Here is a 23,498-nt window from a genome sequence, read left to right on the forward strand (position 1 = left end):
CAGCCATGCCGATGGCATCGCTGTCCCGCTGGACGATGAGCTACTTCGCGGCTGCGCTCGCTTTGCTGCTCGCAGCCGAAGCTCTCGCCGTCGCCGGCATCGGCTATCCCGCCGCCGGCCTCGGCGAGCCCGCGACGCTTGTCCTTGTCCACCTCGTCGCGGTCGGCTGGCTCAGCCTCGCCATGGCGGGCGCGTTGCTGCAATTCGTGCCGGTTCTGGTCTCCCGCCCCCTCGCCTTCCCGAGTCTCGCCCTGCCGGCGCTGACAGCGCTCATCGCCGGCCTCCTCCTGCTCACCGCCGGCTTCGCCACGCTGGGCGGCTGGATCGATGCCCCACTCGACATCCTGCCGCTGGGCGGCGCCTCGCTGCTCTCGGGCTTTGCCCTGCTCGGCCTGATGCTGGTCGCGACGCTGCTGACCGCGCGGCCCATCGCCTTGTTCACCCGCTTCGTCCTCGTCGGCCTCGCCTGCCTCGCAGCCACGGCGCTGAGCGGAGCGGCCTTCAGCGCGCTCCTTTCGGGACGCGGTGGCTGGCTCGGCACCATCGCGTTACTTCCGGAAGGCCTCCCCTTCCACGCCCTGCTCGGCCTCGGCGGCTGGCTCGGCCTGATCGCGTTCGGCGTCAGCTACCGCCTCTTCGTCATGTTCATGATGGCCCCGGAGCCGCCTGCGCGCGATGTACGTCCCGTGCTGCTCTTGGCCAGCCTGGGGCTCGGCCTCGCCTTCGCCGGCCTCGCCGCGCCCTTCGCCGGCATCGAGCCGGGCGCCAGCTGGGTTGCGACGGCGCTCGCCCTGCTCGTCCTGGCCGGCCTGCTCTACGGCCGGGGCATCCTGGCACTCTACAGCGCCCGCCGGCGCAAGGCGCTGGAGATCAACATGCTCGCCAGCATTCCAGCCTTTGCCGCCCTTGGCCTCGGACTGGCGCTGCTGCCGGTCGCCGTCATCGCCCGCGCGGGCGACGGTTCGATCGCGGCGCTCGTCTTCCTGCTCGCCTTCGGCTGGCTGGGCGGCTTGACGCTGGCGCAGTTGGTCAAGATCGTCTCCTTCGTGACCTGGCTCGAAACCTATGCCTCTCGGCTCGGGCGCGGCCCGGCGCCGCGCGTCGGCGATCTCGTCGCCATGCCGCGCACCGGCTGGTGGTTCCTGCTCTATTATGCCGGGGTCGCGTTCGGCACGGCCGCGCTCGCCATCGGAGCGACCGGCGGCTTCCGGTTGAGCATGGCGGTCTGCCTGGCCGGAACGATCGGTATCGCTGCCGAGCTGATCCGCATCCGCCGCTTGTCGCAGATCAAGGCTGCCGATCGGCCGCCGGCGCATGAACGCCCCAGGCTCTTCGCCGCTCGGGCAGAGGAAAGGAGACCGGACCATGTCCACACCGGAACCATCGCCCATCCGCGAGCTTGACGTCCGCCCGATGTTGCGGGCCGGCGAAGAGCCATTCCAGGCGATCATGGAAGCCGTCGGCGCGCTCCAGCCCGGCGAATCCTTGCGCCTCGTCGCGCCCTTCCGGCCGGTGCCGCTCTTCTCGGTGATGGCCAATCGCGGCTTCGCCGCCAGCGACCGCGCGCTCGACGGCGGCGACTGGGAGGTCGTGTTCTCTCCGGTCGCCGGTATTGAGGCCGAAGCCGGGCTCGCCACCGGCAGCAGCCCCTCCGCCATGTCCTGGGGCGATCCGATCGAGGAGCTCGACCTCGTCGATCTCGAGCCGCCCGAGCCGATGGTCCGCATCCTGGAAGCGCTCGAAGACCTGAAACCCGGCGACGTCCTGTTCGCGCTGCTTGCCCGCGAGCCGGTCTTCCTCTTCCCGGAGCTGGCCAAGCGCCAGCACGAATGGGCCGGCAATTTCGACGCTTCGGGCACGGCCTATCGCCTGCTCGTACGCCATGGCGGCGGGAGGGCGCACAAGTGAGCGCCAATCTGGAACGCCTGGTCGAGATCGCGCTCCGCGACGTGCTCGATCCGGAGATCGGCCGCAGCGTCGTCGATCTCGGCCTCGTCTACGCGATCCATGCGGCACCGGACGGCAGCGTCGCGATCACCATGACGACGACCACGCGCGGCTGCCCGCTCGCCGGTTTCCTGAAGGAGGCCGTGGGCTTTGCCGCCGGCGCTGTCGAGGGCGTCACCGCCGTGACGGTGACGCTCACCTACGAGCCGGCCTGGGAGCCGGCCATGATCGCTGCGGAGTGACCTAGGGTCCCGCCGCAATCATCAGAGATGTTGTGCTGCAACAAAGACCGAATTCGCCAGGCTCCTAAAGTGCTGATGACCGATCCATTGACGGTCGTTCGGCAAGGAGACAAGCCATGGGCGAAGAGCTCAAACTGACCCGCCGCAGCATTCTGGCGGGAGCGGCAGCCACCGGGGCCATCGTCCAGGCGGCCACTGCGCCGGCGCAGGCACAGGCCGTGATGACCAAGGCCACCGCAACTGACGTGGCCAAGCTGCCGCGCATCAAGCCGAAGCTGGTCGACCCGCCCTTCGTCCATGCGCATGAGCAGGTCGCGACCGGCGGTCCGAAGGTCGTCGAATTCGAGATGACCATCCGCGAGAAGAAGATCGTCCTCGACGACGCCGGCACCGAAACCTTCGCCTTTACATTCAACGGCACGGTTCCCGGCCCGATGATGGTCGTCCATGAGGGCGACTACGTCGAACTCACCCTGATCAACGCCGAAACCAACGAGTTGATGCACAACATCGACTTCCATTCGTCGACGGGTGCGCTCGGCGGCGGTGCGTTGACCGAGGTCAACCCCGGCGAAAAGGTCGTGCTGCGCTGGAAGGCCACAAGGCCGGGCGTGTTCGTCTATCACTGCGCCCCCCCGGGCATGGTGCCCTGGCACGTCACGGCGGGCATGAACGGCGCCATCACGGTGCTGCCGCGCGACGGCCTGAAGGACCATCAGGGCAAGCCACTGAAATACGACAAGGCCTATTATGTCGGCGAGCAGGACTTCTACGTGCCGCGTGACGAGAACGGGAAGTTCAAGCGCTACGCAAGCGTCGGCGAGTCGCATGAGGACGTGGTCAAGGCGATGCGCACGCTGACCCCCAGCCATGTCGTCTTCAACGGCAAGGTCGGTGCGCTGACCGGCAAGAACGCGCTCACTGCCAAGGTCGGCGAGACGGTGTTGATCCTGCATTCTCAGGCGAACCGCGACACGCGGCCCCACCTGATCGGCGGCCATGGCGACTATGTCTGGGCCACCGGCAAGTTCCGGAACCCGCCGGAGCGCGATCTGGAAACCTGGTTCATCCCCGGCGGCTGCGCGGGAGCGGCGCTCTACACCTTCCTGCAGCCGGGCATCTACGCCTACGTCAACCACAACCTCATCGAGGCCTTCGAGCTCGGCGCTGCCGGTCACTTCAAGGTCGAGGGTGAGTGGAACGACGACCTGATGAAGCAGGTCGTGGCGCCGGCGGGCATCTGACCCGGCGCCTTGCCTCCCCGCCGGGCGGCGGGGAGGCAAACTTCTCTTCATAGGGGGCCGCTATGGCCACGACTTCGCATCTCTCGCTGCCGCGCCTGACGACCTCGCTCGGCCTCCTGTTCATGGCAGGCGCTGCGGCGCTCCTTCTCGCCGCTGCCGTACAGCGGCCGGCTCCGACCCTGCCGTTTCCCCAGACGGCGATCGTTCCGGCCGGAACGCTGCTCCACAGGCTCGATGGCGAATACAGCCGCGCCGGCCAGCCGGTCGATGCACCGCGCGCCGCGATCCGCCTCAGTCAGCCGCTCGAGATCATGCGCTATCAGGTCACGGCTGCCGATCATGCGCGCTGCGTCTCTGCCGGCGCCTGCAAGCGCCTGGACACTCCGGCGGCGCGCGGCGACCTGCCCGTCACCGGCGTCAGCCATGTCGACGCCACCGATTATGCCCGCTGGCTCTCGCAGGAGACCGGCGCGAGCTGGCGCCTGCCGACCGACGCCGAATGGGCGCATGCAGCCGGCAAGCGCTTCGTCGACGATGCCCGTGGCCTCGACGGAACCAGCACCAACCCCGCGCTCCGCTGGCTCGCCGACTATGATCGCGAGGCCAACCGCAAGGCGGCGAGCAACCCGGCCCCGCGGCCGGTCGGCAGCTTCGGCGGCAATGAGCATGGCGTGCACGACATGGCCGGCAATATCTGGGAATGGACGCAGACCTGCCTGCGCCGCGTCTCGCTCGACGCCGCTGGCCGCACGATCGGCGAGACCAGCAATTGCGGAATCTATGTTGTCGAGGGCCAGCATCGTGCCCCGATGAGCTTCTTCATTCGCAACCCGAAGGCCGGCGGCTGCTCGGTGGCGACCCCGCCCGACAACCTCGGCTTCCGGCTGGTTCGCGAACAGGGCTGGCGCGACAGGCTGCGCAGGCTTCTGCCGGCATGAATATCGCCGTACGCGAGGGCCTGGACACCGCGCAGCCGGAAACCGGGAGTGGCGTCGAGCTCCTGCTCTGGATCCTGATCTGGAGCGAGCTCGTCGTCTTTGGCGCGCTGCTTGGCGCCTTCCTGCTCCTGGGAGCGCTCGATCCGCCGGCGCTGGCGGCGTTGCGCAGCGGGCTCGAACTGCCCCTCGCCGGCATGGCGACGATCGTGCTGGTCTCCAGCGGCTTCTTCGCGGCTCGCGCCGCGTTTGGGCATCATCCGCGCCGCAATCTCGTTGCCGCGGCATTGGGCGGCTTCACCTTCTGCGCCCTCAAGATCGCAGCGTTGGTGCATGAGCTCCCGGCGCTCGCCGCGACGGAGGGACGCCTATCCGAGCTCTATATGCTCATCGTCGGCTTCCACTTCGCCCATGTCCTCTTCGTCGCCGGCCTGCTGCTCCTCGTCGCCTTGCGGCCAACGCCGCGCCATGTCGCCGGCGTCGCGACGATCTGGCACCTGATCGACCTCATATGGCTCCTGATCCTTCCCGTCATCTATCTCGGCTGACATGCGCTCGCCTCGTGCCCTCCCCCTTCCGGCGGTCCTCCTCTGCCTGTTCGTTGCGACGGGCCTGAGCCTGCTCGCAGCCAGTGTTCTGCCCTCCGGGTTTCGCGGTCCGGCGATCGCGGCCCTCAGCCTGGCAAAGGCGATGCTCGTCGTGCTGGGTTTCATGCGGCTGCAGCGCGAAAGCGCGGGGCTGGCCGGCGCTCTCATCGGCTATGCCGCCCTCATCTGCTTGCTGGCCGGCGCCCGGATCGCACTATCCGGGGTATCGTGACGCACTTGAACCGCCGGCGCGATTGCGGTCATATCGCGCGCCCAGTCCGGCTGAGGCAGGATGGGGGCACTTTTCAAAGCCCCTTAGGGAACGGCATCGTGGCATTGGATCGCAGCGTGTTGCGTAGCATCCCGCTCTTCGCGGCGATGAGCGACGCGCAGCTCGACCGCATGACCGCGCAAGCCAGCGCGCGCCGGATTCCCCAGGGCGAGGCTGTCTTCGAGCAGGGCGATTCGGCAAAGGCCTTCTATCTCCTGCTGCATGGCCGCCTGAAGGTGACGCAGGTGACGCGCGATGGTCAGCAGATCATCGTGAGGGTCGTCCATCCCGGCGACCTGTTCGGCTTTACCCGCGCGCTCAGCCGCCCCGATTATCCGGGCACAGCGACAGCGGCCGTCGACAGCCTTGTGTCGGCATGGCCGAGCGAATCCTGGGACAGCTTCGTGGAAGACAATCCGCACTTGGCGATGAACGCCATACGGACCATCGGCCAGCGCCTCGACGAAGCCCATACCCGCATCCGCGAGATGTCCACCGAGGAAGTCGAGCGCCGCGTCGCCCACGCCGTGCTCAGGCTGATCGACCAGGCCGGACGGCGCGACGAAACGGGGATGCGCATCGATTTTCCGATCTCGCGCCGCGACATCGCCGAGATGACGGGCACGACCTTGCACACGGTCTCGCGCATCCTCAGCGCCTGGGAGTCGAACGGGTGGGTCGAGGGCGGCCGGCAGAAGCTGGTGGTTTGCGATGCCCCCGCCCTGCAGCGCCTGGCCGAGAACGTCAAATAGCGCCGGGACCGGCCGCACTCACCGCTGCTTGTAGAACTCCACGAAAAAGCGGACGGCGCCACAAGGCTCGACCTCATGCGTCGCCGCCGGGAAAATCCGCGAATGGATGCCCTCGGTCAGGATGAGATCCTCGCCGCCCTCCAGATCGCGGAAGCGCAGCGAACCGGCGAGCACATGGAGCTTGGCCCAGACGCCCGGCTTTGTGGCGTGGGCCTTGAGGAGGCCGGCCGGGATGGTGTTTTCCGTGAATTCGGGCGAACGCCGATAAGCGACGAGCCCCTCAGGCCACGAAGGCATCGGCCGAGTCCCACTCGTAGAGGTGGATCAGCTTGGGATCGTCCGCATGCTCGATCAGCATGCGGCGGACGCGATCCTGCCACAGCGCCGCGAAGCTGGAGAGACCGGCTTCGTCGGCCGCCCCGGATACGGCCTGCGGCATGACGGCCGCCATCGCCTCGGCATGCGGCACGGCTCCCGTATCGATGTCCACGACAACGCCCCGGCCGGTATCCCGGCGTCGCAACGCCATGACGCCCTCGATATCGGCTCCGAACCGGAGCAGGTCGCGCCGGGCAAAGCGATGGGCGGGGCCGATGCCGTGAAAGCCGGCCCCTGCAGCTGCGCCGGTGAGCAGCGTCACGATGGAGGCCAGAACCCCGGTCGTTCCCTGGTCGCACTCGTCCCGCATCAGCACCTCGACGCCACCGCGCTCCGGCAGTTCCTCGTCATAGAGGTAGGAAAGGCCGTTGATCACCATCAGATAGGCGCCGGCGACGGCCGGGCAGGAATGGCCTGCGAGCCGGACGGCATCCTCGTAGCCGTAATCCAGGATGCCATCTTCGCTGGCACCGAGAAAGGCAGCCAGCGGATCCCTGACCTGGAGGCGGGGAGCCCGCGCGAAAAAGGACGGAAACGTCATCATCCCACCTCGATCTCAGCCCGGCACATCGCTTGGGGCCACCCGAAAGACAGCTTCGATCTAACGGATTCTGCCATAATGCTTTTTGCGCCGACGCAAGCACCCGTTGACCGGCGCACGACAGAGGAGGCTGTTCAGGCGGCCGGGCGGCCCATGCCGAAACGCTCCGGATCGGCAGCGAGATCGCACAGCGAATACCTGTCGAGCTCGGCCAGGAAAACCTCCATCGCGCCGGAGAGGATGCCGCGCCAGCGATCCAGGCTCAGCAGGGAGCGCCCCTCCGCCTCCCCGAAGCACTCCACGATGGAGAACGCCGGCTCGGTCACCCGGATGATCGCGCCCAGCGAGATGTCCTCAGGATGCAGCGCCAGCGCCAGCCCGCCCGAGCGGCCGCGCACGCCTTTGAGGAAGTCATGCCTAACCAGGAGGTTGGCCACCTTCATCAGATGCGTTCGCGAAATGTCGTATGAGGCCGCGGCTTCTTCGACGGTGACCAGACGGTCCGGGTGAGCGGCCGCAAAAATCAGGAGCCGCAGCGCGTATTCGCTGAATTGGGTCAACCGCATTCCAGAATCCACCACCCCTGTCGCAGGCCAGCATTCTCCCTCCAATTTGTCGGAGATGCGGCATAATATACAGATACCGAACTAAAATTATATCTGGAATAATTCTATTTAATATTCAAAACGAACAGAGACAGAGCGATAAATACATATCAATAGACGTGGAACAACTTGTCGCACCACGCAGATCGGAGTTTACAGCCTCCGTCTCCGCACGTAGAAAAAGTGCCATCTGAAATTCCTATTTAGAATCTTCCCATGTCGAACGCCAGCCTGAAACGCATCGCCCCCCGCCCATGGCGGGCGAGCCTGTGTCGGGCCGCGCGATCGTCCGCATAGCGGAGCCGCAAAGCGGACAACGCCCTCCTCATTCCAGCACCTGCTCCTTCAGAAGGCGTCGAGACCATGACGACCAGCAATGCACACCCTCGCGCCGGTGCGCGCGCGCCGCGCCGGAGCACCGCTCTCGGCCGGCTCACGCTCGCGACGCTCCTGACGGGCGTGTCCGCCCAGGCATGCCTGGCCCAATCGGCCTCGCCGGGCTCCGCGATCATTCTCGACACCATCGTCGTCGAGGGCTCTTCGACGGGTGTACCGGCCTTTGTCCGGGACCGCTTCTTTGCCACGGCCGGCGGCGCGACGCTGCTGACTGCCGAGGACATTCCGCAGAGCGGCAATCCGACCCTGGCCCAGGCCCTGCAGAACGCGCCGGGCGTGGTCGTGCAGGAGTTCTTCGGCGGCAATGACCAGCCGCGCATCCAGATTCGCGGCTCCGGCCTGCAGCAGAACCCGGTCGAGCGCGGCATCCTCGTCCTGCGCGACGGGCTGCCGCTCAACCGCGCCGACGGCTCCTACATCGTCGGCCTGGCCAACCCGCTCCAGGCACAGTCGATCGAGGTGTATCGTGGACAGGCGGCGCATCGGCTTGGCGCCACCGTGCTCGGCGGTGCCCTCAACTTCGTCTCGCCGACCGGCAACACCGCGCCCGGCACGCAGGTTCAGGTCTCGGGCGGCAGGTTCGGCCAGCTCAATCTCTCCGGCCAGACCGGCTACCGTGGCGAGGGTGTCGACGCGCTGATCCAGGGCGATTTCAGCCGCCGCGACGGCTACCGCGTCTACAATGAATCGCAGCGCGCCAGCGTCAGCGGCAATGTCGGCATCGCGCTGACCGAGAACATCAAGACCCGCTTCTTCGTCGGCTATACCGATCTGAGCTTCGACGTCGCCGGCCCGCTGACCAAGCAGGGCCTGCGTGCCGACCCGAAGCAGGTCCATGGCGGCCCGCGCGTCGTCAACGGCGTGGCCGTCGATCCCGGCCCCAACGTCCTCCGAGACCGCCCGCGACGGGAGACGCGGCAATTCTTCATCGGAAACCGCACCACGGCAGAGTTCGGGCCGCATCTGTTCGATCTCGGCCTCGGCTACACCTATACGGACGACATGTTCCGCTTCCCGATCTCCTCGGGCGTGCGGGTCACCAAGGGCGGCGATGCCACGGCCGTTGCGCGCTATGCCTACAAGCCGGATCAGGCTGCCGCACTGCCGCTCTTCGAGACCACCGCGCAATACGTCATCGGCTCGGCAAAGCGCGAGAATGACCTCAACCAGGGCGGGACCACGGGAGCGCTGTTCGGCGAAAGCGATCTCGATGCGACCACGCTCTCGCTCTATGCCGGTGCCAACATCCCGGTCTGGCAGAGCGTGACGCTGTCGCCGGCAATCTCCTATGCCCATGCGACACGCGACAACACCGATACTTACCCCTTCGCCCGCCGGCCGACCAACGCCTACAATCCGGCTTCGCCCTACGCGCTCCTGCCGAACGGCTCCGTCCCGACACAGGATTCCAGCTACAGGCGCACCTATGACGGCTGGAGCCCCAGCCTCGGCCTGAGCTGGCGCCCGAACGCCGAACAGATCGTCTTCGCCGCGTTGTCGCGCAGCTTCGAGCCTCCGACACATGACGACCTGCTGGCGACGATCAACGGCACGCCCAACAGCAGCCCCGGCCGCCCCAATCCCGGCGCTCCCATGGCGGCCTCCGCGGTGTTCTCCACCCCGGCGCTGAAGGCACAGACCGGCACCACTCTGGAAGGCGGCTGGCGCGGTCGGCATGGCGACTACTCCTGGGACGGCGTCGTCTATTATTCCTGGATAGACGATGAGCTGCTCAGCCTGCGCGACGCGACCGGCGCCTCGCTCGGCGCGATCAATGCCGACAAGACCACGCATTTCGGCGTGGAACTTGGCCTCGGCGCCAGGATCTTCGAGCGGCTGACCGGGCGCCTCGCCTACACCTATCAGGACTTCCGCTTCGACAACGACCCGACGCGCGGCAACAACCGCATCGCCGGAGCGCCGCGCCATCTCATCAACGCCACGCTGCAATACCAGGCGACACAGGCCTGGATGCTGCAGGCCTCGCTGCGCTGGAACCCGGAGAAGACGCCGGTCGACAACATGAACACCCTCTATGCGGACCCCTATGCGCTGGTCGACCTGCGCACCGAATACCGCATCAACGACAGCGTCACCGCCTTCGGCGAGGTCAGCAACGTCTTCGACAAGACCTATGCCTCCTCGACGCTGATCGTCGACCAGGCCCGCCCCGACCAGGCGGCCTTCCTGCCAGGCACCGGCCGCGCCTTCTATGCCGGCCTCAAGGCCCGCTTCTGAAAACACATCATGATCCGCGTCGCTGGCTTCCGGCGACGCGGCGAGGAGATCAGCATGCTCAACCGCCGCCGCTTCCTGGCTGCCACCGCCGCCACAATCGCCCTGCCGCATCTCGCGCGCGCCGCCGAGCCGCTCGTGCTCTGGGGTCCGCCGGCGACACCGGGACTACTGCTCGTCGCCGCCGCCAAGGACCCGGCGCTCAAGCCCTTCGCCGACAGCGTCGAGGTCAGGATCTGGCGCACCCCGGATGAAATGCGCGCCGGTGTCGCGTCGGGCGGCATGAAGGCCGTGGTGGTGCCGAGCTATGTCGCTGCCAACCTGCACAATCGTGGCCTCGGCATCCGGCTGGCCAATGTCCTCACCCACGGTCTGCTTCAGGTCGTGGCGCCGGCTGGCACGGTGAGAACCCTCGCCGACCTCAAGGGCAAGCGCGTCGCGGTGCCGTTCAAGAACGACATGCCGGACTTCCTCTTCCGCCGCATGCTCGCGGCGCAGGGCCTCAAGCCGGAAGAGCTGAACATCGACTACTCGGGCACGCCGCCCGAGGCGGTCCAGCTCCTGTTGGGCGGCCGCGTCGATGCCGCTTTGCTCTCGGAGCCTGCAACCTCCGGCGTGATCATGATGTCGGGCCTGCGCGGCAAGCCTCTCGAGCGGGCCGTCGACCTGCGCAAGCTCTGGGCCGACGCGACCGGGCGCCCGAACCTGCCTCAAGCCGGCCTCGCCGTCACCGACGGGCTGACCAGGCAGATCGGCCCCGATGGGATCACGGCGTTGCAGCGCGCGCTGGTGGCGGCGCTCGGCACCGTCGCCGCCGATCCCTCCGCAGTAGCCTATGAGGCCGGGACGCTGTTCCAGCTACCAGCCCCCCTGCTGGCGCTGGCTGTGCCGGAGAGCAACCTTGTCGTGCAGCCTGCCTCGGCCGCGCGCCCCGATCTCGAAGCGCTGTTTACCGCGCTGGCCTCTGACGATCCGCGCATCATCGGCGGCAAGCTGCCGGGCGACGCCTTCTACGCCCTGTGACGCGATGCGCCACGGGCTCGCCTTTCTCGGCTGGGCCGGTCGCTATCTCTGGTCCGGCTGGGCCGGCGCGGCCGGGCTGTTCTGCATCGCCGCAGCCTGGCAGGCAGGCCACGAGCTCTACGGCTCCTTCATCCTGCCCGCGCCGCTCGAGACCGTGCGGGAAGTGGCGAAGCTGGCGCAGGATGAGGCCTTCCGCCACGCGGCGCGCGAGACGGCCGAACGCGCCGGGCTGGGCTTCGGGCTCGCGGTCCTCATCGGCACGACGGCTGGCATCGCCGCCGGTTATTCCTGCGCGGCGATGCGATTGATGCGCCCCGTCGTCACCGTCATCCTCGGCGTGCCGCCGATCGCCTGGATCGTGCTGGCGCTGATCTGGTTCGGCGCCAGCGGCGGCACCGCGATCATGACCGTGGTCGTCGCCTCGCTGCCCATTTCCTTCGCCGGCGGCCTCGAAGGCGTCGCCACCCGCGACCGGGGGCTCGATGCCATGGCGCGCTCTTTCGGCGCCGGCCCCTTCATGCGGCTGCGGACCGTCACCGCCCCCCATATGGTCTCCTATCTCTTCCCGGCCTGGACGACGACGGCGGGCTCGGCCTGGAAGGTCACGGTGATGGCGGAGCTGCTCTCCAACGCCGGCGGCCTCGGCGGGGATCTCGCCAGCGCGCGCGCCCTGTTCGACATCCCGCGCGTCACCGCGATCGTGCTCGTCACCGTCGGCTTCGCCCTGTTCACGGAATACGCCGTGCTGCAGCCCGTCCGCGACCGGCTGGAACAATGGCGCCAGGCGGGCCAGCCCTGGGGCGTGAAGCGATGAGGCTGGAGCTGGACCGCATCGGCCACGCCTACCTCGGCAGGCCCGTCTTCGAGGATCTGTCGCTTGCGCTCGGCGAAGGCGAGGTCGTCGCGCTGGTCGGCCCGTCCGGCTGTGGCAAGACGACCGTGCTCCAGATCGCAGCCGGGCTGATCGATCCGCTGCGCGGGCGTGTGCGCCGCCACTACCGGCGGCACGCCGTCGTCTTCCAGGAACCGCGGCTGCTGCCCTGGCTGACGGCACGCGACAACATCGCCTACGGGCTCGCCGCACGCGGGATCGGCAGAACCGAGCGCCGGGCCACTGCCGATCGGCGCGCAGCCGAGGTCGGCCTGCTCGAGAGGGACCTCGACAAGTACCCGGCCGAGCTTTCCGGCGGCATGCGCCAGCGGACAGCCGTCGCTCGCGCGCTCGCGACAGACCCGGAGATCGTCTATTTCGACGAGCCCTTCACGGCGGTCGATGTCGGATTGCGGCGCGTCCTGCAGGACCTGGTCATCGCCGCCTCGGCCCGGGAGAAATTCTCCGCCCTTTTCGTCACCCACGACCTCGCCGAGGCGGTCAGGCTGGCCCATCGCATCGTCGTGCTCTCGGGCCGGCAGGAGGGCATCGTCGCGGAGCGCACGCTCGACGGCATGCCCGGCCAACGCGACGACCGCTCCGTCTTCGAGACCGTGCAGGCCTGGATGCAGGACCCCGCCTTCGCGGACCTGTTCGATGGCGACAGGGATTAGCATGACCCGACATTCGCCGAACCATCCGCTGCTCGCGGAAGCGCTGAAGCTGTTCTTCCCCGTCGCGGCAGCCCATGCGGTGCTGCTGCCGCTCATCTGGGTGACGGTCCTCGCCTTCGACCTGCCCTTCGCTCGGCAGGTGCCGGCCGGGCAGTGGCACGCCCATGAGATGATCTTCGGCACCTATGGTGCTGCGCTCGCCGGCTTCCTCGGCTCGGCCATGCCGGAATGGACGGACACGAAGCCGCGCCGTGGCCGTGCGCTCCTGCTCCTGCTCGCCCTCTGGCTGCCCGGCCGGCTGATCGGCTTCCTCGGCGCCGATGCCCTGATCGTCCCGGCGACGCTGACCGACTTGGCCTTCCTGTCCCTGCTGCTCGTCTACGTCACCGGGCCGCTGATCGAACGGCGCACCACACGCCACGGCTCCTTCGCCGTCTGGATCGTTCTGTTCGCGCTACTCGAGCTGTCGATCCGCGCGGCCTGGCTTCTGGGAGAGACGGCCCTGTCCGGGCGGCTGCTGCAGGCCGCGCTCGCGGTCTTTCTGGTCTTCTTGTCGCTCGCCATCGCGCGGATCAACGTGGTGGTCGTCAATCACGCTCTCGACCCCAGCGGCGAGACGACACCCTACCGCCCTCATCCAGGCCGCCAGAACCTGACGGCCGGACTGGTGGGGCTCCAGCTCGTCGCCGCTCTCGTCGCGCCGGACTCGGCCGCCCCGGCTTGGCTCGCGCTTGCCGCGGCGGCGGCCTTTTTCGATCGGCTGGCGGAATGGTTCATCGGCCGTGCCGTGCTGCGCCTGGAGGTGCTCGCGCTCGCGGCGGCGAATGCATTTGGCGGCCTCGGCTTTCTGGTGCTGGGCCTGGCCGGCCTCGGCGCCCCGCTCGCGCCGGCCACCGGACTGCACCTGCTGTCCGTCGGGGCGCTCGGACTCGCCGTAATGGCGGTCTTCGTGATCGCGGGTCTGCGCCATAGTGGGCGCGATCTCGTGCTGCCACCCGCCGCCAAGCTGGCATTGGTGCTGATGGCAGCCGCCGCGGCCATGCGTGTCCTGCCCGAACTCGGCATCGGCGAGAGCCTGCTGGGGCTGCACCATGCTCTGGCCGCTGGGCTCTGGTCGGCCTCCTTCGCCACCTGGCTGGTTGGCTTCTGGCCGATCCTGAACGACCCGCGTCGTGACGAAGGCGGCTGCGGCTAGATCATCGGACCGAACCTCGCATTCGGTCCGATGACCCAGTTCTTTGATCCTGCATCGGTTTTGTCCGAAAGCCGCGCTCCACATTTCGGACCGATGCTCGAGAGCACGCAGCGGATTCACCGATCGATCAGGCTGATTCAACCTGATCGGATCCGGCTCTGGTCAGGCTCGCTGAGCGGCGGAAGGCGCTTTCGGAGCGGCGCGCACGCCGGTCAGGACTTGCCAGTAGGCCGCCGCGAAGACGAGGAAGGCCAGAGACCAGCCGAGCCCCGCGACATGCAACAGTGCCACCGGCCCATGGCCGGTCGCCGAGCAGATTCGCGCCACGGCGCCGATAACGACGAGCCCATAGCAAAGCTGGGTCGCGGTCGTGGCGGTGAGTGCACGGCCGGTGTGTCCGAGGCTGGCGCGCGACATCACGGCGAGCGTCATGGTGGCGAAGGCCCCGGCCGTCCAGGCATGGGTGCCGGCAGCGGGCGCGATGAAGCCGAGGCTCGCCGCGGCCGCCAGCGCGAATCCGACCGGCACGAAGAGATAGCCGACATGCAGGATGACAAGCAGCGGATTGCGCCAGGTCCGATCGCCGGCCCAGCGCGCGAGCCTGAACAGATGGAACCCCGCAGCGAGCATCAGCGCGACGCCGGGCGCGGCGGCTTCCGGCATGGCGACCCAGCCCAGAAGCGCGACGGCGCTGCCGGCGAGAACGGCCTTGTCATAGGCGCCGAAGGGAACCGGCATCCGCCCCTCGCCGCGCTGCGCCAGCCAGTTGCGCGTGAAGCTCGGCACGATCCGCCCGGCAATCAGCATGACCAGCATCAGGACGACGGCAATCGCGAAACGGCGGGCGAGATCGGCCCCCCCGGTCAGCCCCGCTTCGAGATGGAAGGCGAGGTTCGCCGCCAGCAGAAGCACGATCAGCACGACGACCTTGAGGTTGCGCCAGTTGCGCCCCGCGACGATCTCGCGCGCGGCCGCCGCAGCGAGCAGCAGGAGGAACAGCGCGTCGATCGCCATGGCCAGGCGCCAGCCGATCAGGGCCGAGGCCGAGACGGCGACGCGCCCGGCGAGCCACGCCAGCACGAGGACCAGAAGCGGCTTGCCCTGGACGGGCAAGCGACCGGTCCAGTTCGGGATCGCTGTCAGCAGGAAGCCGGCGATCGCGGCCGCCTGATAGCCGAACAGCATTTCGTGAACGTGCCAGTCGACCGGCGCGAACGCCGTCGGAACGGCGAGATGGCCGGTGACGAAAGGCAGCCAGACCAGCATCGTCAAGCCGGCCTGCAGCGCCGCCAGAAGGAAGAACGGCCGAAAGCCGTAAGACAGAAAAGCGGGCCCGTCATAGGCCCGCAGTCGCGGTATGGGTGCCATGGGCTCCCTCCTTCCCGCGGCCGGGAAAGATCCGGCCGCGCCCGATCGCCGGGTTTCGAGCTACGGTGCCTTGGCGACCTGATTGGCCTTGGCGACCAGATCGGCGAAGACCTGCTTGGCCTTGCCGGGGTGCTTGGCGGCTGCGGCGGCATCGAGGTTGGTCGGCTCGCCGACCACGATCAGCGCGACCATGCCCATGCCGTAATGCGGCTTGCACTTGATGCCATAGACACCAGCCTCCTTGAAGGTGACGTCGACCTGCTCGTTCATCTTGCCCAGGAAGGGCTCGGCGCCGGCCGGCATCATTTCGGCAATGCTCTCGGCGTTATGGCTCTTGTCGGTGGGAACGAACTTCACGGTGTCGCCCGGCGCGATCTTCACGAGCGCGGGCTCGAACACCATGGCGCCGGCGGCGCCCTTGTTGAGCATCTTGACTTCGACCTCGGCGGCATTCGCGCCCGCGATCGCCAGCGCCATCAGCGCGCCGGTTAGAACAGTCCTGAACATCTGACTTCTCCATCACCGCAGCGAACTCATCGGTTTCTCGCTGCACCGCAACACTAGCGGGAGAGAGCCGGTCGCAATTTGCGATAACGCAAAGAGAAGGCGGGATCGGCGGGATCAAAGGCCGCGCAAGGCCGCAACCGCCGCGTCCGCGCTGTGCGCGATCTCGACGAACAGGAGAGCGAACTCCTCGAAAACCGTGCGATCGCTTTCCGCTTCGGTGAGCGCATCGAGTTCCGACAGGAAATGCAGGATCGACGCGATGCGCTCCTTGTGCTCGCGCGCTGAGGCCAGCCGACGGCGCGTCTCACGTCGACGCTCCTGCTCGTCGAAGCGGGCGAGAGCGCCATTCAGCCTCTCGCGACAAGCGCAATCGAGGTCCTCGGGACGCAGCACCCGCTGCAAGCGGCCGATCAACTGGCTCGCCGAGGTCGTCGCCACGTCGGGGTCGAACCTGTGCTCGGGATTTCCGTCATGCCCGGTTCTCATGAAGGCTCCCTCCGCGCGCTTGCGAGACGAGGCGATCGCCCGGGGTCGCGCCACCCGCTCCCGTCCGAACGTGGCCGGGCGCCCCGTGCAGGAAGCCGTTGGAGAACGGCACGTTCGGATAGATTTCGCCCAGCCGCCTCTCGGCTTCTTCCGGATCGATCCGCTCGTCGACGACATCGCGGAACAATCGCGCGACCGCGACCATGTCGCAGCCCTGCGGCGAGAGACGAAGCGACGCCACACCGGCCTGGCGCAACGCGGGAACGTCACGCAGCAGGCTGGCGCAGCTATCTGAGAGGGTCTGCACCCCGTTGACGGAGAGAAATCCGGCGCCGTCGAGTGTCTTGACGGGCATGCCGTCCGGGTCCTGCTCGCAAACGAAGCGGCAATTGTCCTTGGTCAGCTTGTGGGCGCGCGCATGGTAGCAGCGCGCCGAGATCGCGAGCGGCACCCTGCCGAAGGCGAAGACTTCGGTCGCGAGCTGCGGCACCGCGGCAGAGATGGCCGCGACCGCAGTCAGCGGCAGTTCCGGGGGCAAACAGATGCGCGTCGCGCCGCGCTCGGCGAGAAACCCGGCGGCCACCTCGTTGTAGACGTTGACGAAAGGGCCGACTGCGAATGGCTTCGGTGCCAGCCCGGCCAAACAGCTCAGGTCGTTGATTTCGACCTCGGCCTCATCGCTCTGCATCAGCTCGCGGGTCTGGCGGCGTTCGCGCGGCAGCGAGATCAGGATCAGGCTGGAATGCAGCACATGTTTTCCCGCAGCCTCCAGTCGCTCGACCACGGCGGGGATATGGTCCTGCTTGAAGGGCGCACGCTTGGAACAGACGGCCTCACCGACGACCACGGCATCGACCTGCGCCTCGTCGGCCACGCGGTAGTAGAAGTCGCGCCAGCGCTCCGGCGACCAGTGATAGAGGACGGGACCGAGGGTAAGCTGCATCGCGTGTTCCTTTGCGGGCCGGCTGCTAGCGCCAGCCCTTGCGATAGGCGCCGACCGTGCCGGCCTGCCCTTCGGCCATGGCCATCAGACTCGCTGCCGGAGGGCTGCGGCCTTCGTCGATCGCCGCGAGGATCTTGCGGAAGGAGCGCACCACGCCCGCGATATAGGCGCGCCCGCGCTGCCTGCCCTCGATCTTGAAGGCGGTCACGCCGGCATCGCGCAATGCCGGCAGCATCACGGCCGCGTCGAGGCTGACAGGCTCTTCGAAGATGTAACCGGAGCCCTTGGGCGTAGCGAAACGCCCCTTGCACAGGGTCGGATAACCGGCCGGCTCGTCCTTGCCGAAGCTGTTGATGGTGAAGCCGCCGAGCCGGGAGTCGATCCGCCCGTCGCGCTCGGAATAGGCGACATGGCTCGCGGGCGAACAGACGCCGTTCATGTTCGGCGACTGGCCGGTGGCGTAGGAGGAGAGCGAGCATCGCCCCTCCTCCATCACGCACAGGCCTCCGAAGACGAACACCTCCGTCTCGCAGGAGGTCTCGCGCACGATCGACGCGATCTCCATCACGTTCAGCACACGCGGCAGCACGACACGGCGCGCGCCGAAATTCTCGGCATAGAAGCGGATCGCGTCGGGATTGGCGGCGCCGGCCTGGACCGAGACGTGGAGCCTCTGGCCGGGATGCCGGCGATGCGCATAGTCGAGCGTCGCGAGATCGGCGAGGATCAGCGCGTCCGCGCCGGCAGCCACTGCATCGTCGATCGCCGCCTGCCAGAGCCCGAACGCCCCGGCGCGCGCGAAGGTGTTGATCGCGACCAGAACCCTGACGCCGCGCCGATGGGCGAAAGCGATCCCCTTGCGCAGTTCCTCGCGCGAGAAATTGAGGCCAGGGAAATTCCGGGCGTTGGTCTCGTCGCGGAAGCCACAATAGACCGCATCGGCTCCCGCTTCGACCGCCGCTTCGAGGCTGGCCGGCGTGCCGGCCGGGCAGATCAGCTCCATGTCTCGGCTCCGGAAACGGTGCGTCGCGCTTGCAGTTGCCTGCGCAACGCATCGCCCAGCCTTCGGCCCAGCGGGCCGAAATGACCGAACATCACGGCTCCGAAATCGATCCGCGCATCGTCGATCGCATTGCGCAGGGCGAGCGCCGCCGCGACATCGCCCTCCACCCAGAGAATCCGCGAAAAGAACAGCGCATCGCCGTCGAGCGTGCCCTCCGCCATGCCCACGAGCCCCGAAAGCGGGCCGCGGATGCTGGCGTCGAGACCGGCCGGCAAGGTCCGCACGGCGCGCACCCGGGGTTGGCGCAACCTCGGCTCGAGGACGAAGGCGAACGGCAGGTCGGTCGGATCGATGCCGAAGCGCTTGTCCGCATGCTCGCCGAGGCGGCTGTAGAGATCGGGATACATCCGGCTGATGCGATGAAGCATCAGCGCCAGGACCGGTTGCAGCGGGCCAAGCGGCAACGGCGCGACGGCGCGCGCCAGCACCGGCGGCAGCACCGGTGGAATCGCCGATCTCCCGGTCATCTCTGAATCCGACATCAATCACCTCCGGACCCCAATCTGGACCGAAATCCGAAACCTTCGTTGCTCTGGCTCAAAGTCGGCTGCGAATGAACGGCGCATGGTCCGGCAACCGGAGCCCTTGCCTTGTCGATCCGCACCCTGCCGCGTTTCCGCGATCTCAATGCTTTTCTCGCGCACCTCGATGCCGCCGGTCAGTTGCGGCGCATCGCCGAGCCGGTCAGCGTGATCCACGAGATCACCGAGATTCATCGCCGCGTCATTGTCGACGAAGGGCCGGCCCTGCTCTTCGAGCGCCCCCTTCTTGCGGACGGCACAGCTTCGTCCATGCCGCTGCTGACCAATCTGTTCGGCACGGTCGAGCGCGTCGCCTGGGGTCTCGGGATCGAGCGCGAAAACCTGCTCGCCTTCGGCCGAACGCTCGCCGAGCTGCGCGAACCGCGGCCCCCGCGCGGGCTCGCCGAAGCGTGGAGGTCATTGCCGCTGGCACGCGCCGCCCTATCGATGAGGCCGCGCGAGATCAGGCGCGCACCGGTCCAGGAAAGGATATTCCGGGGCGATGCGATCGACCTGACGGCACTGCCGGCCCAGCTCTGCTGGCCGGGCGAAGCCGCGCCGCTGATCACCTGGCCGCTGGTGCTGACGGCGCCGCCCGAACCCTCGCCCGAGGATGAGGGTAATCTCGGCGTCTATCGCATGCAGGTGCTCGGCCGGGATCGTGCCATCCTGCGCTGGCTGGCTCACCGCGGGGGCGCCCGCCACCATGCGCAATGGCGCCGGCTCGGCCGCGACATGCCGGTCGCGGTCGTGATCGGCGCCGACCCTGCCACGATCCTGTCGGCCGTGCTTCCGCTGCCTGAAACCGTCGCGGAGCTGCGCTTCTCCGGCCTGCTGCGCGGCGAGCGGCCGGCGCTCATTCCCTGTGTCAGCGTTCCGCTTGCCGTGCCGGCGGAGGCGGAGATCGTCATCGAGGGCCTGGTCTCGCCGGACGAGACGGCGCCGGAAGGCCCGTTCGGAGACCATACCGGCTACTACAATGCGGTCGAGCCCTTCCCCGTGATGCGCGTTACGGCGGTGACGATGCGGCGCGCGCCGCTCTATCTCTCGACCTTCACCGGGCGGGCGCCGGACGAGCCCTCGCGCATCGGCGAGGCGCTGAATGTCCTGTTCCTCCCCCTGCTCCAGCGCCAGTTTCCCGAGGTGGTCGATATCTGGCTGCCCCCCGAGGCCTGCTCCTACAGGATCGCGGTCGTCGCCATCGACAAGCGCTATCCGGGGCAGGCGCGGCGGCTGATGCTCGGCTTGTGGTCGCTGCTGCCTCAGTTCAGCTACACCAAGCTCGTCATCATCGTGGACCGCGACATCGACCCGCGCGACTGGGCGCAGGTGATGTGGGCGGTCGCGACGCGCAGCGACGCCAGCCGCGATCTCGTCACCCTCTCCGACACGCCGATCGACTATCTCGACTTCGCCTCGCCGAAGCCTGGCCTGGGCGGCAAGCTCGGCATCGACGCCACCAACAAGCTGCCGCCCGAGACCGAGCGGGAATGGGGTCGGCCTATGGCCATGACGCCCGAAATCATCGCCCGCATCGATGCGCTCTGGCCATCGCTCGGGCTGCAGCCGGCCGGAGCGGCACGATGAGCCCTCGCGTCGTCGTCGGGATCAGCGGCGCCTCCGGCGCGGCGATCGGCCTGCGCGTGCTCGAACTGCTGGCCGAAACGGGCAGGGTCGAGACTCATCTGGTGATCTCGCCAGCCGCCGAACGGACACTGGCCACTGAGGTCGACAGGGCGGCGCCCGCGCGAGCCCGGCAACTCGCCACCCGCTACCATGAGCCTTCGGACATCGGAGCCGCCATCGCCAGCGGCTCCTTCCGCACGGCGGGGATGATCGTCGCCCCCTGCTCGATCCGCAGCCTGTCCGCGATCGCCTACGGCCAGCTCGACAATCTCCTGGCGCGAGCTGCCGACGTCCATCTCAAGGAACGGCGCAGGCTCGTCCTGCTGGTGCGCGAAAGCCCCCTGCATCTCGGCCATCTCCGCGCCATGGCCCAAGTTACAGAATACGGCGCCATCGTCGCGCCGCCTGTGCCGCCCTTCTATCTGATGCCCGATACGATCGCGGAGCTGATCGACCAGATCGCGCGGCGCGCCATCGGACTGCTCGACCTCGACCTCCGGACCGCAGCCTTGCCGATCAACGAATGGCAAGGCGGTGAGGCGTGACGGCCGGCGGCGACTGCTCCGCCTGCTCACACCGGCCCTTCCGCATCTGCTTCGTCCTTGCCGCGTTCGCTGCCGTGACGGGAGTTGCGCCCTGGCTCGTCGGCCTCTCGCCGCCCGGCATGACAGCGGCGGCCTGGCACAGCGAAATGCTGGTGTTCGGCATGATGCCGGCGGTCATGGCCGGCTTCCTGCTCACCGCATTGCCGCGCTGGACCCGCTCGGCGCCTGTGTCGCGCCCCCTTCTGCTGAGCTTCGCAACGTTCTGGCTGGCGGGCCAGGCGATGCCGTTTTGCTATCCGGCGTTCACGGGCCCGATGACGGCCGGCTTCGTGCTGGGCGTCGCGGGAGTCGCGGCCATGCGCGTGATCGCGGCCGGTGCCCTGCGGGAAATCAAGATCGTGCTTCTCATGGTAGCCTTGGCTGGAGCCGCGGCATCGGAGACCGCGCTCGACGCCGTGGCCGTCGGCTTGCGCCTGCGGCTCGCCCTGGCGGCCGAAATCGGGCTCGTAGCGGTGATAGCGGGCCGCGTCGCGCCGGCACTGACGGCCGCCTATCTTGCTCTGCACGGGCAGGAATGCGGCCCGCGGCTGCCTCGCGCTTTCGAGGTCGTCGCCGCCTTGTCGCTCGCGGCCGCTCTCGGCCTCTGGACCTGCGATGCTGCAGGACAAGCTCCTGTCAGCCTGGCAGCAGCCGCTCTCCAAGCCATCCGCTTGCTCGCCTGGCAACCCTGGCGCGTCGCCCGTTACGCAGGCCTCGTCGCCATTCACCTCGCCTATGCCTGGATTCCGCTGGGCCTGGGGCTGAACGCTTTGCGCGCAGCCGGCCTCGGCGTCAGCGGCAATGCAGTGTTTCATGCCTGGGCGGCGGGCGCTGTCGGCGCGATGTGCCTCGCCGTCATGGCCAGCATGGTCCGGCGGCAGTCGCGGCAGGCCTTTTCCAGCCCCGTCGGATCACAGGCGATGCTGGCCGCGAGCGCGGCCGCTGCACCGTTGCGGCTGCTTTCGGAAATCAGCGCGCCGCTGCACCCAGGCTACGCGGCCCTGTGCTGGAGTGCCGCCTTCCTGCTCTTTCTCGCAGCCTACCGGCGCCCGCTCGGCCTGTCCTGAGACACGGCTCAGACAGCTCGGCTATATTGCCGTGGCGCGTTGTCGAGATGCGCGTCGAAGGTCGAGGCGACCTTGCGGACGAGCAGGCGCGCATCCCCGGGCAGCAGCACCCGGCTGCCGTCGAAGTTGACCACGCCCTCCTGCGCGAGCTGAGCCAGCGCATAGCGCGACGGAACGAGCACGCCGGCATCGACGGGATGCTTGGCGCAGACGGCATCGATATCGACCGTGAGGTCGCACATGACGCGCTCGATCAGCTCCGCGCGCAGCCTGTCTTCCGGCGTCATGCGATAGCCCTTCACGGTCGGCAGCGCGCCGTCCGAAATCCGCTCGGCATAACGCCCGATCACGACCTCGTTCTGCACATAGCCCTGTGGCAGGCGCCCGATCGCCGACGCTCCGAAGCCGATCAGCGCCTCGCACGGATCGGTGGTGTAGCCTTGGAAATTGCGGTGCAGCCGGCCCTGCGACAGCGCCCTGGCCATCGGGTCTTCCGGCCGGGCGAAGTGATCGAGCCCGATGCAGACATAGCCGGCCGCGACGAGACGGCGCGCCATCGCCTCCGCCTGCGCGTGCCGCTCTTCGCCGTCCGGCAGCTCGGCTGTCACGATCCGGCGCTGGTGCTTCTTGAATTCCGGCACATGAGCATAGCCGAAGATCGAGAACCGGTCGGGCCGCATCGCGAGACATAGCTCGACGGTGTCGATGCAGGATTGGACGGTCTGCTTCGGCAGGCCGTAGATCAGATCGAAACTCACCGAACCGATGCCCGCTCCCCGCAGCCCCGCGACGACGGCAGCGGTCTGCTCCATGCTCTGGATGCGGTTGATGGCCTTCTGCACGTCCGGATCGAAGCTCTGCACGCCGAGGCTCGCCCGGTTGACGCCGGCTGCGGCCAGGGCTGACGTCATGGCGGGCGCGAGGCGGCGCGGATCGATCTCGACCGCGATCTCGGCGTCGGGATGAACCGTGAAATGCTGCCGCAAAAGCGCGACGAGCGCGACGAAATCCGCCGGCTCCAGGATCGTCGGAGTGCCGCCGCCGAAATGGATGTGCCGCACGTCGACAGGCGCGGAGAGCTGCCCGGCCACGAGCGCGATCTCTCCGCGAAGCGCCGCGAGATAGTCGATGATCGGGCCGTCGCGCAGCGCCACCGTGGTGTGGCAGCCGCAGTACCAGCACATCGAGCGGCAGAACGGCACATGCAGGTAGAGCGAAGTGGCCGTCCCCGCCGCAAGCGCTCCGAGCCAGCCGGAATAGATGTCCGGGCCCACCCCGGCGTGGAAATGCGGAGCTGTGGGATAGCTGGTGTAGCGCGGAAGCCGCGCGTCTCGATATGGCGTCGCCTGCATGGCGCGGCTCCGATCGACCGTTCAGGGAGCCCCTGTTTAGTCCGCCGAGCGATCGCCTTCTTTGACATGTTGCAAAGAAGCGCCG

Annotated in this window: 26 protein-coding genes; 16 read left to right on the forward strand and 10 right to left on the reverse strand. The window is 68.1% G+C overall.

The annotated features are described in order from the left end of the window. Positions 1-5: 5 nt before the first annotated feature. The 8 genes from BoBH3_RS14810 (at position 6) to BoBH3_RS14845 (ending at position 5,978) form a co-directional block, all read left to right on the forward strand. Positions 6-1,403, forward strand: coding sequence for a hypothetical protein (locus tag BoBH3_RS14810; protein WP_262331579.1), 1,398 nt, complete (start codon positions 6-8; stop codon positions 1,401-1,403). After that, positions 1,366-1,908 carry a DUF2249 domain-containing protein gene (locus tag BoBH3_RS14815; RefSeq protein ID WP_262331580.1) on the forward strand — a complete coding sequence of 181 codons (543 nt, stop codon included), beginning with the start codon at positions 1,366-1,368 and terminating at the stop codon, positions 1,906-1,908. Before BoBH3_RS14810 ends, BoBH3_RS14815 begins: the two co-directional genes overlap by 38 nt. Continuing rightward, positions 1,905-2,189 (forward strand): metal-sulfur cluster assembly factor, encoded by a 285-nt coding sequence (locus BoBH3_RS14820; protein WP_262331581.1) that lies wholly within the window; start codon positions 1,905-1,907, stop codon positions 2,187-2,189. Before BoBH3_RS14815 ends, BoBH3_RS14820 begins: the two co-directional genes overlap by 4 nt. A 116-nt stretch (positions 2,190-2,305) precedes the next feature. Next, entirely contained in the window at positions 2,306-3,433 is a 1,128-nt protein-coding gene (nirK, locus tag BoBH3_RS14825; RefSeq protein WP_262331582.1) for a copper-containing nitrite reductase, read from the forward strand. Positions 3,434-3,495: 62 nt separating this feature from the next. After that, positions 3,496-4,371, forward strand: coding sequence for a formylglycine-generating enzyme family protein (locus tag BoBH3_RS14830; RefSeq protein ID WP_262331583.1), 876 nt, complete (start codon positions 3,496-3,498; stop codon positions 4,369-4,371). Continuing rightward, entirely contained in the window at positions 4,368-4,916 is a 549-nt protein-coding gene (locus BoBH3_RS14835; protein WP_262331584.1) for a cytochrome c oxidase subunit 3 family protein, read from the forward strand. The genes BoBH3_RS14830 and BoBH3_RS14835 overlap by 4 nt, the downstream gene beginning before the upstream one ends. A 1-nt stretch (position 4,917) precedes the next feature. Beyond that, positions 4,918-5,187 carry a cytochrome C oxidase subunit IV family protein gene (locus tag BoBH3_RS14840; protein ID WP_262331585.1) on the forward strand — a complete coding sequence of 90 codons (270 nt, stop codon included), beginning with the start codon at positions 4,918-4,920 and terminating at the stop codon, positions 5,185-5,187. Positions 5,188-5,285: 98 nt separating this feature from the next. Beyond that, complete coding sequence (locus BoBH3_RS14845) at positions 5,286-5,978, forward strand: Crp/Fnr family transcriptional regulator (RefSeq protein ID WP_262331586.1); 693 nt, start codon at positions 5,286-5,288, stop codon at positions 5,976-5,978. Between the two features lie 18 nt (positions 5,979-5,996). On the opposite strand, the gene BoBH3_RS14850 is transcribed toward BoBH3_RS14845, so the two are convergent. The 3 genes from BoBH3_RS14850 to BoBH3_RS14860 all read right to left on the reverse strand — a co-directional run bounded on the left by BoBH3_RS14850 (position 5,997) and on the right by BoBH3_RS14860 (position 7,463). Continuing rightward, entirely contained in the window at positions 5,997-6,275 is a 279-nt protein-coding gene (locus tag BoBH3_RS14850; protein WP_262331587.1) for a TehB family protein, read from the reverse strand. Then, positions 6,259-6,897 (reverse strand): hypothetical protein, encoded by a 639-nt coding sequence (locus BoBH3_RS14855; RefSeq protein ID WP_262331588.1) that lies wholly within the window; start codon positions 6,895-6,897, stop codon positions 6,259-6,261. Before BoBH3_RS14855 ends, BoBH3_RS14850 begins: the two co-directional genes overlap by 17 nt. A gap of 134 nt (positions 6,898-7,031) precedes the next feature. Then, positions 7,032-7,463: an RrF2 family transcriptional regulator gene (locus tag BoBH3_RS14860; protein WP_262331589.1), complete on the reverse strand. Its 432-nt coding sequence runs from the start codon at positions 7,461-7,463 to the stop codon at positions 7,032-7,034. Between the two features lie 402 nt (positions 7,464-7,865). On the opposite strand from BoBH3_RS14860, the gene BoBH3_RS14865 reads away from it, so the two are divergent. Genes BoBH3_RS14865 through BoBH3_RS14885 form a run of 5 tightly spaced genes read left to right on the forward strand, consistent with a single transcriptional unit; the run spans position 7,866 to position 13,896 of the window. Next, positions 7,866-10,136, forward strand: coding sequence for a TonB-dependent receptor family protein (locus tag BoBH3_RS14865; protein WP_262331590.1), 2,271 nt, complete (start codon positions 7,866-7,868; stop codon positions 10,134-10,136). A gap of 9 nt (positions 10,137-10,145) precedes the next feature. Further along, complete coding sequence (locus BoBH3_RS14870) at positions 10,146-11,156, forward strand: ABC transporter substrate-binding protein (RefSeq protein ID WP_262331591.1); 1,011 nt, start codon at positions 10,146-10,148, stop codon at positions 11,154-11,156. Positions 11,157-11,160: 4 nt separating this feature from the next. Further along, positions 11,161-11,970 (forward strand): ABC transporter permease, encoded by an 810-nt coding sequence (locus BoBH3_RS14875; protein ID WP_262331592.1) that lies wholly within the window; start codon positions 11,161-11,163, stop codon positions 11,968-11,970. Further along, positions 11,967-12,701: an ABC transporter ATP-binding protein gene (locus BoBH3_RS14880; RefSeq protein WP_262331593.1), complete on the forward strand. Its 735-nt coding sequence runs from the start codon at positions 11,967-11,969 to the stop codon at positions 12,699-12,701. Before BoBH3_RS14875 ends, BoBH3_RS14880 begins: the two co-directional genes overlap by 4 nt. Position 12,702: 1 nt before the next feature. After that, positions 12,703-13,896, forward strand: coding sequence for an NnrS family protein (locus BoBH3_RS14885; RefSeq protein ID WP_262331594.1), 1,194 nt, complete (start codon positions 12,703-12,705; stop codon positions 13,894-13,896). A 162-nt stretch (positions 13,897-14,058) separates the two neighbouring features. Here the strand turns inward: BoBH3_RS14885 and BoBH3_RS14890 are convergent, their stop codons facing one another. The 6 genes from BoBH3_RS14890 to ubiT all read right to left on the reverse strand — a co-directional run bounded on the left by BoBH3_RS14890 (position 14,059) and on the right by ubiT (position 18,691). Beyond that, entirely contained in the window at positions 14,059-15,264 is a 1,206-nt protein-coding gene (locus BoBH3_RS14890; protein ID WP_262331595.1) for an NnrS family protein, read from the reverse strand. Positions 15,265-15,324: 60 nt separating this feature from the next. Next, a complete protein-coding gene (locus tag BoBH3_RS14895) occupies positions 15,325-15,771 on the reverse strand; it encodes a pseudoazurin (protein ID WP_262331596.1) in 447 nt (148 codons plus the stop codon). A gap of 114 nt (positions 15,772-15,885) precedes the next feature. Beyond that, positions 15,886-16,257, reverse strand: coding sequence for a hypothetical protein (locus tag BoBH3_RS14900; RefSeq protein ID WP_262331597.1), 372 nt, complete (start codon positions 16,255-16,257; stop codon positions 15,886-15,888). Continuing rightward, positions 16,241-17,200 carry a ubiquinone anaerobic biosynthesis protein UbiV gene (gene ubiV, locus BoBH3_RS14905; protein WP_262331598.1) on the reverse strand — a complete coding sequence of 320 codons (960 nt, stop codon included), beginning with the start codon at positions 17,198-17,200 and terminating at the stop codon, positions 16,241-16,243. The genes BoBH3_RS14900 and ubiV overlap by 17 nt, the downstream gene beginning before the upstream one ends. 25 nt (positions 17,201-17,225) lie before the next feature. Beyond that, on the reverse strand, positions 17,226-18,203 hold the full coding sequence (ubiU, locus tag BoBH3_RS14910; protein ID WP_262331599.1) for a ubiquinone anaerobic biosynthesis protein UbiU: 978 nt from the start codon (positions 18,201-18,203) through the stop codon (positions 17,226-17,228). Further along, positions 18,194-18,691 carry a ubiquinone anaerobic biosynthesis accessory factor UbiT gene (gene ubiT / locus BoBH3_RS14915; protein WP_262331600.1) on the reverse strand — a complete coding sequence of 166 codons (498 nt, stop codon included), beginning with the start codon at positions 18,689-18,691 and terminating at the stop codon, positions 18,194-18,196. The genes ubiU and ubiT overlap by 10 nt, the downstream gene beginning before the upstream one ends. A 162-nt stretch (positions 18,692-18,853) precedes the next feature. Here ubiT and BoBH3_RS14920 point away from each other — a divergent pair, with 162 nt between their 5' ends. Genes BoBH3_RS14920 through BoBH3_RS14930 form a run of 3 tightly spaced genes read left to right on the forward strand, consistent with a single transcriptional unit; the run spans position 18,854 to position 22,061 of the window. Continuing rightward, positions 18,854-20,371 carry a UbiD family decarboxylase gene (locus BoBH3_RS14920; protein WP_262331601.1) on the forward strand — a complete coding sequence of 506 codons (1,518 nt, stop codon included), beginning with the start codon at positions 18,854-18,856 and terminating at the stop codon, positions 20,369-20,371. Then, positions 20,368-20,955 carry a UbiX family flavin prenyltransferase gene (locus BoBH3_RS14925; protein ID WP_262331602.1) on the forward strand — a complete coding sequence of 196 codons (588 nt, stop codon included), beginning with the start codon at positions 20,368-20,370 and terminating at the stop codon, positions 20,953-20,955. The genes BoBH3_RS14920 and BoBH3_RS14925 overlap by 4 nt, the downstream gene beginning before the upstream one ends. Continuing rightward, on the forward strand, positions 20,952-22,061 hold the full coding sequence (locus BoBH3_RS14930) for an NnrS family protein (protein WP_262331603.1): 1,110 nt from the start codon (positions 20,952-20,954) through the stop codon (positions 22,059-22,061). The genes BoBH3_RS14925 and BoBH3_RS14930 overlap by 4 nt, the downstream gene beginning before the upstream one ends. Before the next feature lie 8 nt (positions 22,062-22,069). Here BoBH3_RS14930 and hemN read toward each other — a convergent pair whose 3' ends face one another. Beyond that, the gene (gene hemN, locus BoBH3_RS14935; protein ID WP_262331604.1) at positions 22,070-23,413 is read right to left on the reverse strand and encodes an oxygen-independent coproporphyrinogen III oxidase; all 1,344 of its coding nucleotides are present in this window, start codon (positions 23,411-23,413) and stop codon (positions 22,070-22,072) included. Positions 23,414-23,498 lie beyond the last annotated feature (85 nt).

It is taken from the genome of Allobosea sp. BH3 (assembly GCF_025499465.1).
Taxonomy (GTDB): domain Bacteria; phylum Pseudomonadota; class Alphaproteobacteria; order Rhizobiales; family Beijerinckiaceae; genus Allobosea.